This is a genomic window from Neptunomonas sp., from assembly GCF_041601355.1.
Taxonomy (GTDB): Bacteria; Pseudomonadota; Gammaproteobacteria; order Pseudomonadales; family Balneatricaceae; genus Neptunomonas.
The window spans coordinates 1-10,345 of record NZ_JBFIIH010000134.1; the positions used below are offsets into that span (position 1 = coordinate 1).

13 protein-coding genes are annotated in these 10,345 nt (G+C 47.3%); 4 read left to right on the plus strand and 9 right to left on the minus strand.

Annotated elements, in window-relative coordinates; all coding sequences use genetic code 11:
- Window positions 1-603 (plus strand): 2OG-Fe(II) oxygenase (locus tag ABY436_RS16685; protein WP_372740061.1); only part of this gene is annotated, 603 nt, incomplete at its 5' end.
- Between the two features lie 43 nt (window positions 604-646).
- Here ABY436_RS16685 and ABY436_RS16690 read toward each other — a convergent pair.
- The 5 genes from ABY436_RS16690 to puuE all read right to left on the minus strand — a co-directional run bounded on the left by ABY436_RS16690 (window position 647) and on the right by puuE (window position 5,077).
- Window positions 647-1,951, minus strand: coding sequence for a urate hydroxylase PuuD (locus tag ABY436_RS16690; protein WP_372740062.1), 1,305 nt, complete (start codon window positions 1,949-1,951; stop codon window positions 647-649).
- 29 nt (window positions 1,952-1,980) lie between these two features.
- Entirely contained in the window at window positions 1,981-2,484 is a 504-nt protein-coding gene (locus tag ABY436_RS16695; protein ID WP_372740063.1) for an ureidoglycolate lyase, read from the minus strand.
- A 49-nt stretch (window positions 2,485-2,533) separates the two neighbouring features.
- Complete coding sequence (alc, locus tag ABY436_RS16700; RefSeq protein WP_372740064.1) at window positions 2,534-3,526, minus strand: allantoicase; 993 nt, start codon at window positions 3,524-3,526, stop codon at window positions 2,534-2,536.
- A gap of 73 nt (window positions 3,527-3,599) precedes the next feature.
- Window positions 3,600-4,133 (minus strand): 2-oxo-4-hydroxy-4-carboxy-5-ureidoimidazoline decarboxylase, encoded by a 534-nt coding sequence (gene uraD / locus ABY436_RS16705; RefSeq protein WP_372740065.1) that lies wholly within the window; start codon window positions 4,131-4,133, stop codon window positions 3,600-3,602.
- A gap of 26 nt (window positions 4,134-4,159) precedes the next feature.
- Window positions 4,160-5,077: an allantoinase PuuE gene (puuE, locus tag ABY436_RS16710; RefSeq protein ID WP_372740066.1), complete on the minus strand. Its 918-nt coding sequence runs from the start codon at window positions 5,075-5,077 to the stop codon at window positions 4,160-4,162.
- Window positions 5,078-5,297: 220 nt separating this feature from the next.
- On the opposite strand from puuE, the gene uraH reads away from it, so the two are divergent.
- Both uraH and ABY436_RS16720 read left to right on the plus strand, forming a co-directional pair.
- A complete protein-coding gene (uraH, locus tag ABY436_RS16715) occupies window positions 5,298-5,648 on the plus strand; it encodes a hydroxyisourate hydrolase (protein ID WP_372740067.1) in 351 nt (116 codons plus the stop codon).
- A 64-nt stretch (window positions 5,649-5,712) separates the two neighbouring features.
- Window positions 5,713-5,841 carry a hypothetical protein gene (locus ABY436_RS16720; RefSeq protein ID WP_372740068.1) on the plus strand — a complete coding sequence of 43 codons (129 nt, stop codon included), beginning with the start codon at window positions 5,713-5,715 and terminating at the stop codon, window positions 5,839-5,841.
- A gap of 35 nt (window positions 5,842-5,876) precedes the next feature.
- Here the strand turns inward: ABY436_RS16720 and ABY436_RS16725 are convergent, their stop codons facing one another.
- The 3 genes from ABY436_RS16725 to ABY436_RS16735 are packed head-to-tail and all read right to left on the minus strand — an operon-like array spanning window position 5,877 to window position 8,529.
- Entirely contained in the window at window positions 5,877-6,230 is a 354-nt protein-coding gene (locus ABY436_RS16725; protein ID WP_372740069.1) for a YkgJ family cysteine cluster protein, read from the minus strand.
- Window positions 6,231-6,273: 43 nt separating this feature from the next.
- Complete coding sequence (locus tag ABY436_RS16730) at window positions 6,274-8,019, minus strand: ABC transporter transmembrane domain-containing protein (protein ID WP_372740070.1); 1,746 nt, start codon at window positions 8,017-8,019, stop codon at window positions 6,274-6,276.
- A gap of 57 nt (window positions 8,020-8,076) precedes the next feature.
- Window positions 8,077-8,529 (minus strand): Lrp/AsnC family transcriptional regulator, encoded by a 453-nt coding sequence (locus tag ABY436_RS16735; RefSeq protein WP_372740071.1) that lies wholly within the window; start codon window positions 8,527-8,529, stop codon window positions 8,077-8,079.
- A gap of 275 nt (window positions 8,530-8,804) precedes the next feature.
- Between ABY436_RS16735 and ctlX the strand changes: the two genes are divergently transcribed.
- Window positions 8,805-9,695, plus strand: coding sequence for a citrulline utilization hydrolase CtlX (ctlX, locus tag ABY436_RS16740; RefSeq protein ID WP_372740072.1), 891 nt, complete (start codon window positions 8,805-8,807; stop codon window positions 9,693-9,695).
- 118 nt (window positions 9,696-9,813) lie between these two features.
- On the opposite strand, the gene ABY436_RS16745 is transcribed toward ctlX, so the two are convergent.
- On the minus strand, window positions 9,814-10,345 hold a 532-nt coding region (locus ABY436_RS16745), incomplete at its 5' end, for a substrate-binding domain-containing protein (RefSeq protein ID WP_372740073.1).

Genomic DNA, 10,345 nt, shown 5'->3' on the forward strand with positions numbered 1-10,345 from the left:
CTCAACCTTTTAACTTGTGAAGAATGTAAGGCCTTTGTCGACGCTGCTGAAACAATGGGGTTTACCGAAGATGCTTCGGTATCTCTGGGGCGTAACGTCCGGCACAATATGAACCTTAACTGGATAGTGGATAGTGCAACCGAACGACTAATCTGGTCGCGGGCCGCGACAAGGTTTAGTGATGACACTAGACACTTCTGGGCTAAAGAACCGCTTGGACTGAATCAGCGTTTTCGTTTCTATCGCTATGAAAAAGGGGATTTCTTTAGTATGCATACTGACGGCGCCTGGCCGGGTAGTCAGATTATCAATGGTCAGCCGGTAGCTGATGCTTTTGGTGATCGTTACAGTCTTTACACTTTTTTGATCTTTTTAAACGATGATTTTGTCGGCGGCGAAACTCAATTCATGGTGGATAAAAACGACCCGACACGTCCCGCCCGCAAAACGCTGGACGCATCCTTGAAAGGTATACGTACGCCAGCCGGTGGAGCGTTATGTTTCCCTCATGGTACCCATCCGTTGCAATGCCTCCACGCCTCAGAAGAGGTGACTAAAGGTAAAAAATATATTATCCGCACGGATGTTCTTTTTAGCCTGTAAAGCGTTGGGGTGCCGGCCTTATCACGCAGAGATGCAGTGTCGATTAGTCCGTTACTGCACCTTGTTGAATCCATAGGCCAATCAATGCGCGTTCCTCTTCTGTCATTTGAGTAATATTGCCTAACGGCATGATATCAGACGCAATAACCTGAGCATGTATTTTAGGTACAAGTAGTTTGATCTGTGTGCTGCTGTCCAGCATGGCGCCCAGCGGTGCAACCTGAAAGGATGGGTGTGTCGGCGTGGCTGAATGACAGGCGGTGCAGCGTTCATTTATGATGCTTTTAACTTCGCTAAATTCAACAAGCTTATCGCCATCGGCAGTGCTCGCCGTTGCTACTGGTGGGTTTTTTGCAGAGGTTGTTGAAGGTGTGGCTACAGGGGTTGTTGTAGAGGTTGTCGTAGAAAGAGTGGGCTGGCTAACGGCTTTATCGGTGCTGGTGGTAAGAGTGCTGTACGAAGGTGCTGTTACGAAAGCGAGTGCAAGCATACCCAGAGCAGCGACCGGTAAAGTCCAGATGAACTTATTACTGTTATGGCGCGTATTAAAGTAATGGCGTACCAGGATGGAAAAAATGGAGATACCGGCCAGGATCAGCCAGTTATACTCACTACCGTAGGTGCTAGGGAAGTGGTTGCTGATCATAATGAAGAGTACGGGCAGCGTAAAATAATTGTTATGCCGTGAGCGCAGTAGCCCTTTAGCAGGTAACGTTGGGTCTGGTTCGCGGTGTTCTTCAATCGCTTTAACCAGTGCACGCTGAGCAGGCATGATAGTGCGGAAGACATTACCCACCATGATCGTCCCTATGATGGCGCCTACGTGGATGAAAGCCCCCCGGCCACTAAATACGTGCGAAAAGCCCCAGGCACTGGCGATAATCAGGATAAATAGAATCAGGCCTAATAGCAGCGGCTTTTTGCCTAATGCTGAATCACATAGCTGATCATAGATAACCCAGCCTGCAATTAATGAACCCAGACCAATAGTGATAGCCAGCGCAGGTGAAATACCTGACCCTGGCAGGATCAGATACAATTCAGCGTTGAAGTAGTAGACAACGCTTAAGAGTGCGACGCCGCTGATCCATGTGAAATAAGCTTCCCATTTAAACCAGTGAAGGTTGTCGGGCATGCTCGGAGGGGCGAGCTTGTATTTTTCCAGATGGTAAATGCCACCGCCGTGAATCGCCCACAGATCACCGGCTAATCCGTCTTTTGGATTGACACGATTGAGGTTGTTTTCCAGCCAGACAAAATAGAATGAAGCGCCGATCCACGCAACCCCCGTTATCATGTGCACCCAGCGTAGTGCCAGGTTCAGCCATTCGGTCATATGCGGATCCATAGCGACTCCTTTATTCTGCAGGATTAAGTTTATTCCGAAGGATCAAGAATGATGCTTATCTCGTCACTAAAAAAGTGTTCGTCACAGTTGTTGCCTTCTCCTGCCCGGTCAACCACCAGAAAATCATCTTCAGCGACGGCTGTCAGAATAGGGTGGTGCCAAGTCCCGGTATGATAATTCACACCTTGCTGGCCATTACTGATAAACGCTCGAATTTCCTGAGGATCAATATCTTCACCCTTAGGCGCAACAATAATCAAAAACGGATGGCCTTTTAAAGGTATAAAGGCCTGGCTGCCTAATGGGTGGCGTTCTAGCATCATCACTCTGTGTGGCATAGGCAACTGTTTGGCGCGGAAAATACTGATGATGGCTTTAGCGGATTCACCAAGCACGTCAACCTCTGCAAGACGATGAAAGCGCTGCGTTGAGCCGTTATTGATCATAAAATGATCGCGGCCTTGTGTTTCGATGACATCGCCAAATTCGGAAAACGCGGCTGTCGTAAGAGTCTCTATTTTCAGCTTGATCATCAGCCGCTCCTTGTTACTGTTTTACTTTTCCGAGCTTACTTTTCCGAGCTTACTTTTCCAAATATACTTTTCCAAATAGTCTCAGACGGCTAACGCCTCCATCAGGGAATATATTCAGTCGGATATGTGTGATCGGGCCTATTGCGTTGATCTGTTCGGCGAACTCGTGTTCCTGATGCATTCCGAGCTTCTGTGATGGCAGTAACGCTTTCCAGAACAAACTCTGCGTTTCAATTTGTTCATCTGTGCCGCCTCTAACGTAAGACGCCTGGATTGAGCAGCTGTCAGGGTAGTTGCCTTTGAAATGGAGGGTGTCGACAACAACGCGACTGATGTCACCCGGTTTGCCCAGTGCAATAATCACCCAGTCATTTCCCGGTGTGCGGCGCCGCGCTGTTTCCCAGCCGTCCCCCATATTAATGCCACGGCCCGGGTTAATGATGTTGCTCATGCGACCATAATGCTCATCACTGCAGGCTAGCGCGCGGCCGCCATTCAGTGAAGCGATCAGGTCGAGTTCTTCGGATGCATCATGAGCAGACCAATCACGGTAAGGTAAACCGTATACACGCAAGCGTGCGACGCCACCGTCCGGGAAAATATTAAAACGCAGGTGTGTCCAGGGGCGGTCATCATTAATAGCGTGCAGGTGTTGGCTGTCACCCTTAAGTGCTACTGCCGGCAATACTTCTATCCAGTCATAAGCGTCATCCGGATCACCATCAGGGCTAAAGCAGGCTTCTATTGAGGCCGACGGTGGGTAATTACCGGTAAAAAAAGCGGTATCGATATCCACACCTTTAATCACGCCCGGCACGCCTAAGCGGATCACGGCTGAATCGTAACCTTCAAAACGTTTGCGACGTGACTCCCAGCCATCCATCCACTTACCGTTGTCATCAAAAACACCTTCTTTCCAGACAGGCGCTTCTGGTTGAAGCATTCTATCGACCGCTGCAAACCAGTCGTCAGTGACGGATATCGCTTTAGTCCCTAAGCGAGCATTCGCTAAGTTAACGTATTTTTCAAATGTTTCACTCATGAAATGACCTGCCTGCTCAGAATCGGGTTACCGGGTTGCTAATAGTGACTAATAGTTACGTTACATAGTTACGTTACATAGCTGCAAGGCGAAAGAGGGCAATCTTGTTGATCTCTTGTAAGGCTCTTGCAAATTCCTGTTCTTCATTGTTGTGACTACGTTCTTCAAACGCCGCTAAAATTTGCTGGCGGTTACTGCCTTTGACAGCCATGATGAAGGGGAATCGAAATTTGGCTTTATAGGCATCATTTAAGGTCGTAAAGCGTGTGAACTCTTCAGCACTGCATTCGCTGATACCCGCGCCGGACTGCTCAGAAGCAGAGGCTGCCGTCAGTTTTCCTGCAACAGCCGCTTTACCCGCTAAATCCGGATGAGCGTTGATTAATGCTAATTGACTTGCTTTATCCGCGTTGAGTAAGGTGTTTGCCATGAGTTGATGTAGCAGTGCAATGCTATCGTGCTCAGCCGTTATGCCGTTATCAAATGCCTGTTCAGCTACCCATGGGGAGTGCTCATAAATATCAGCAAAGGTGTCGATAAACTCCTCACGTGTCATCTGGCTGGGTGTGCAATGCTGGAATTTGATTGTCTTATCGTAAGGGCTCATCTTTAGGCTCTTTTTTAGGCTGATCTTTACAGCTCGGCTTTAAACGGGTGGGTTTTATACCAGTGCCTGGCGATATCGATACGCCGTGTAAACCACACGCGTTCATGGCTACGCGCGTATTCGATGAAGCGTGCCAGCGCCTGAATACGCGCCGGTCGGCCGATAAGGCGGCAATGTAAACCAATCGATAGCATTTTGGGTGCAAGCTCGCCTTCCTCATACAGCACATCGAAGCTGTCTTTCAGGTATTGATAGAACTGTTCGCCACTATTAAAGCCTTGCGCAGTGGCAAAACGCATATCGTTAGTGTCCAGCGTATAAGGAATCACAAGGTGGCCTTTGCCTTGGTTGTTCAGCCAATACGGAAGGTCGTCATCATAGGCATCGGAGTCGTATAAGAAGCCACCTTCTTCTATCACTAAGTCGCGCGTGTTAATGCTATTGCGGCCTGTGTACCAACCCAGCGGGCGTTCGCCGGTCACTTGCTTAATGATCTCGATCGCTTTGTGCAGGTCGTCACGTTCAGCAACTTTACTGACGTTTTGGTAATCAATCCAGCGATAGGCGTGACTGCAAATCTCATGGCCTGCGTTTACCATTGCTTTGGCAACATCAGGATTGCGCTCGAGCGCCATGGCAACGGCAAAAACAGTGAGTGGGATATCATGCTTTTTAAAAAGTTTTAAAATTCGCCATACACCGGCACGACTGCCGTATTCATAACAGGACTCCATGCTCATGTTACGTGCGTTGGGGAGCGGTTGTGCGCCCGGCATTTCTGATAAAAAAGCTTCAGATTCACTGTCGCCATGCAGAATGCAGCGCTCACCACCTTCCTCGTAGTTAAGCACAAACGATAAGGCTATTTTTGCATTGTTCGGCCAGTGTGGGTGCGGAGGGGTTGCGCCGTATCCGATGAGGTCACGTGGGTAATGATTGCTCATAATGGCTGCCTCCTTGTTCGTGGTGGGTGTAAAGATACGCACTAGTGCATGGCTGAGACCATTAATCGAATACTATTAATAAAAAAATGATAATTAATTATATACAATCATTCTTTGTTTTAATCAATAAGCTTACTTACGTATACAGAATCATAATAGGAATGTATTTTTGTTTTAGTGTTAAATCGGAGGAAGGTGTTTTGCACCTTATATTAAGGCCATGGGATATTTATCGACGCATGTATTAGACTCAGCGCAGGGACGTCCTGGAAAAGGCATTCGTGTCGACCTGTTTGCGGTAGCTGAACAGCGCGCTCTGCTTAAAACCGTTTACACTAATGATGACGGACGTTGTGATGAACCGCTGCTTGAAAAGGATGATTTTAAGAAGGGGGTTTATGAGTTAGTTTTTCACACGACGGATTACTTCAGATCGCAAGGTGTTGATCTGCCTGATCCTGCATTTCTGGGCGAAGTGGTGATACGTTTTGGTGTGGCATCTGCGGATGAGCATTACCATGTCCCGTTATTGATCGCGCCCTATAGCTACTCTACCTACCGGGGAAGCTAACTGCGCTTATTCATGGCTCATGTTGAAAGTGCTGAATAATAGCTCATGTAGATGGTTCGGGCAGATGGCTCAGGTAGATGGTCCGGGTAGACGGCTCAGGCCGGTCGGTGTCCGGATTAAAGACAAGTTAAGCGAAGAAGCCTTAGGTGAAATAATTGCTGTCAGGTTAAAGCTAAGGGCTGGTTTACGCTAAAAACGGCCCCCATAAAAGCTGTCAATAATAAGCAGTTAAAGCAGAACCTGGCGCGTTTCTTTATGAAATTTAAGTATCTGGCGCTCTACTTTGGGATCAGTCATCTGCGCAGGGCCGCAGGCATTCGGACAGGGTAGACTCGGTGTTGTACCAAACAGTCTGCAAATTAAGGGACGCTCGTCGTAGACTTCGCAGCCATGCTCGCCCAGATACGGGCAGTTTAATTCGGCCCAGGCTTCATCATGCTCAGCATCGCTTTTGATGGGTAAGCGGGACATTTCTTCAGACGAGGCGGTAACCGGCCCACAGCAATCGTGGCAGCCTGGTTTGCAGGCAAATGACGGAATGGCTTCACGGAAAATCTTAATTTTTTGACTATTCTTTGTCATCTGTCGGTCTTATTCCTATTCCCTTTAATTAACGCGTATTTTACTACTCTTCAAACTGTCGCGCTGCTAATTTTGCATAAAGTTCGGATTGCACTAATAAGTCTGCATGGGTTCCTTGCGCTACGACCTGACCCTCGTTCATTACGGCAATGTTATCGGCATGAATAATGGTCGATAAACGGTGGGCAATAATGACGGTCGTACGGTCTTGCATTAAATTTCTTAATGCCTTTTGGATAGCGCCTTCACTTTCAGAATCGAGTGCGCTGGTGGCCTCATCCAGCAGTAAAATCCGTGGGTTGTTCAGGATAGCGCGGGCGATGGTAATGCGCTGTTTTTGTCCACCCGATAAGCGCACTCCTTTTTCGCCCAGGTCGCTATAGTATTGCTCGGGTAATTGCTGGATAAAGTCGTGGATGTGGGCGGCTTTCGCGGCGGCGATCACGTCTGCTTCAGAGGCGCTCTGCTTGCCGTAGCGGATGTTTTCCAGCACATTACTGGTAAACAGTGCTGGCTGCTGTGCTACCACCGCCATTTGCTGGCGCAGCTGGTGTGGATCCAGTTGGCGAAGGTCGGTCGTATCAAAACAGATTTGCCCAAGGCTGGGATCATAAAAACGCAGCAGCAATTCGAATACCGTCGATTTGCCGGCGCCTGATGGCCCGACCAATGCGGTTACTTTGCCTTCCGGTATACTCAGACTGAAGTCAGATAAAGCGGCTTTGTCGGGCCGGGAAGGGTAGTTGAAAGTGACATGTTTCAGCTCCAGGCTGGCTTTCAAATGGCTGGCATCTTCAGGGTTGTCTGGCGCTACTATTTCATTCTTTGCATACAATAATTCCATCAGGCGCTCTGTTGCGCCGACGGCTCTTTGCAGTTCGCCATAAACTTCGGATAAGGTGCCTGTACCCATGGCGACAATTAGCGCGTAAAAAACGAACGCGCCCAACTCGCCTCCGGTCATCACACCGGTAATGACATCGTACCCGCCTACCCACAGCATGCCGGAGAGTGCGCCGAACACCAATAGAATGACAGTTGCCATTAACAGGGCACGTTGGCTAATGCGATGCCGCGCAATACTAAAAGCCTTATCGACTTCTTTGGCAAAGCTGACGCTTTCGTAGCTTTGCTGATTATAGCTTTGCACGGTTTTTATTTGTTGAATCGCTTCACCAGCATAAGTACCCACATCGGCAATCGAGTCCTGGCTCTTTCTGGCAAGCTGCCTGACGCGACGGCCAAACAATAATATCGGTAATAAAATCAGAGGGACGCCCGCTACGATAATCAGACTTAGCTTTACGTTGGTAATAAACAGCATCACCAACGCGCCGCTGGTGGTTACTATACTTCGCAGCGCCATAGAAAAAGAACTTCCGATAATGGACTGCAACAGCGTGGTATCGGTGGTGAGGCGCGACATGATTTCGCCGCTGCGGTTCTTTTCAAAGTAGTTCGTGTGTAAATTGATGATGTTATCAAACACGGCTTGGCGGATATCCGCCGTTACGCGTTCGCCCAGCCACGACACCAGATAAAAGCGAATAAAGGTACCACCTGCCATTAATAAAGACATGCCAATTAAAATGAAAATCGAATGGTTTAATTGCTCGATTGAACCAGCAATAAAACCGTTATCAATGACAAGCTTCACACCCTGGCCAATCGCCAGCGTCACTCCAGCGGTACACAAGAGAGCGATTATGGCGCCTATCCAGTACTTACGGTAGGGCCGCATAAATTGAATAAGTTGTATTAAAGTTGAGAACTTTTTAACAGGATTCAAAGCAGTTCCTTATCGCAGTATTGATGTTTAGTTGGGTATGGTTATTGGTACTGTGAATCAGAGTTCCTTTGATCCCGTGCGTGTCGATGATAATAAGATATTTGTTTCAGAGTTTGAAATACCTTCCAGGGCACGTATTCTGCCCAAAACTTTATCAAATGCTTCTAAGCTTTGCGTTTGTATCTCAAGAACCAGATCCCATTTTCCGTTGGTGGAGTGGATCGCTCTCACACTGGGTTCTGTCAGCAACTTATTACGCACTTTTGTCGAAGAGTTTCCATCCAGACCGATGCACATCAGCGCTCTGACAAGCGATAAGGATTTATCATTCGCACTATTCACCAGGACGGTATATCCCGTAATAACCCCATTTTTTTCCAGACGGTTCATTCTGTTTTGTATCGTCGCCCGGGATGTCCCTATCTTTTTCGCGAGGTTTGCCACGGGAGATCTGGCATTCGCACGCAGTAAACCAATAATCTGCCTGTCTATATAGTCTAATTCTGTCATTTGGTAACCAGTACTTATCAAATAGTCATAATTGTGTAAATTTAGTTAAATATTATCACTTATTTATAGCAAGTATTCTGGTAATAATATCGTCTCATCTTTTGAAAGCGCCTGGTTATGCATAAAAAATGAGCATGCATTCATGGGTCACTTTTTTTATAAAACATAATTGAGCAGAACCAGGTTCAGTCTCATCGCATAAGGTTATTATATAAATGACTGCCTTAAAAAACTCTCAATCCCGACTTTCAGTACAGTCTCCACGAGCTGTCGTTATGATCAGACCGCAGTACTTTTATCCAAATCCAGATACTGCAGTTGATAATGCTTATCAAAAACAGGTGCCTGATGAAGATCCTGAAGAAACAGCAAAACGAGCATCTTCAGAAGTCGATCATGTTGCTGAAGTACTAAGGGAAAAACAAATAAGAGTTCATTTGTTTGAAGATACGAGGAATGAAACACCGGACTCCGTATTTCCCAATAACTGGTTTTCTACTCACCCTGGCGGCCATATTGCGATTTACCCGATGTTTTCCGCCAATCGTCGCAGGGAGCGGCGCCAGGATATTATCGACATGCTTAAAGCAGAGTATCACGTTCAAGATATTATGGATTACTCAGGTTTAGAATTTGATGATTTGTATTTAGAGGGGACCGGCGCCATGGTATTGGACCATATTGAACGAGTCGCCTATACCGCTGAATCGAATCGGGCTAATCCGATTGCTCTGGAGCGTTTTTGTGCTCATTTTAATTATGAGCCGATGGCATTTGAAACCAGAGATGAGAGTGGCAGTGCTGTTTATCATACGAATGTCATGATGAGTATAGGCTCAGCGTTTGCTGTGGTGGGAACTGAATTAATCATCAACCGAAAACGCCGTGATGAAGTGGTCAATCGATTACAATCGACAGGCCGTGAAGTTATTGAGCTTTCTAATCATCAAATTGGTCTGTTTGCAGGAAATGTTCTTGAATTGTCCTCTCCTGATGGTCGGTTACTGGCATTATCCCGCACGGCATACGATGCTTTAACTGGCATGCAACGCACGCTATTGGAGCGCCATATAGAGTTTGTGGTGTTAGATATACCGACCATTGAATTGGCAGGCGGATCGATTCGCTGCATGTTAGCCGGCATTCATTTAGCCAGAAGGTCTTGAGAACCTTTGCCCGAAAAATTACCCGCTGTGTAAAAGTTTTAAAAATATTGTCCTATCTGAAGTAGCCTGGAACTCAACGTTAGCCTGGCTAATGCTTAGGAACATCCGGGGGGGTATTTTAATCTTGAAACCATTCAGCCAGTCTTGTTGATAACGTTCTTGCGGCAGACTCAGAGGGCTCTGACTGGCGCACTAATGCGGACCAGCCAAGGTCAAGTTTGTCTTCGCCTACCTGAATAACGGAAACATTTTTGTTTTTAATAGCGGATTGAACCGCCCAGCGTGACAGGATACTCACACCAAACCCTGCCGCTATCAGCTCGACAATGGCGTCTGTTACTTCAACGACCGTCACCAAATGAGGAACGCTTCCGGAAGGACGAATAAAACGTTCATACTCAAAGCCCGGTTGCGCTGACTTGCTATAGGTCAGGTATTGCTCGCTTTCTAAGTCGCTTGCTTGAATGAATGCTTTGGCTGCCAGTTCATGGGTTACGTGAGTGACTAATACAAGTTCATCCTGAAATACCGGAATGGAGTCGATACCCGGGACGATTAAATGTCCGGGCGCTAACACCACATCAACCGTTCCATCCTGAAGGTTTTTTAAAGGGTTTTGGGTCGCTGAAGCAACCAGCTCTAATTGAATC

Bases quoted from the DNA above. Each gene is read 5' to 3' on its own strand.
- uraH (WP_372740067.1), top strand. From the start codon at position 5,298: ATGGGATATTTATCGACGCATGTATTAGACTCAGCGCAGGGACGTCCT.
- ctlX (WP_372740072.1), top strand. From the start codon at position 8,805: ATGATCAGACCGCAGTACTTTTATCCAAATCCAGATACTGCAGTTGAT.
- ABY436_RS16735 (WP_372740071.1), bottom strand. From the start codon at position 8,529: ATGACAGAATTAGACTATATAGACAGGCAGATTATTGGTTTACTGCGT.
- ABY436_RS16695 (WP_372740063.1), bottom strand. From the start codon at position 2,484: ATGATCAAGCTGAAAATAGAGACTCTTACGACAGCCGCGTTTTCCGAA.
- puuE (WP_372740066.1), bottom strand. From the start codon at position 5,077: ATGAGCAATCATTACCCACGTGACCTCATCGGATACGGCGCAACCCCT.
- ABY436_RS16725 (WP_372740069.1), bottom strand. From the start codon at position 6,230: ATGACAAAGAATAGTCAAAAAATTAAGATTTTCCGTGAAGCCATTCCG.
- ABY436_RS16690 (WP_372740062.1), bottom strand. From the start codon at position 1,951: ATGGATCCGCATATGACCGAATGGCTGAACCTGGCACTACGCTGGGTG.
- uraD (WP_372740065.1), bottom strand. From the start codon at position 4,133: ATGAGCCCTTACGATAAGACAATCAAATTCCAGCATTGCACACCCAGC.
- alc (WP_372740064.1), bottom strand. From the start codon at position 3,526: ATGAGTGAAACATTTGAAAAATACGTTAACTTAGCGAATGCTCGCTTA.
- ABY436_RS16720 (WP_372740068.1), top strand. From the start codon at position 5,713: ATGGCTCAGGTAGATGGTCCGGGTAGACGGCTCAGGCCGGTCGGTGTC.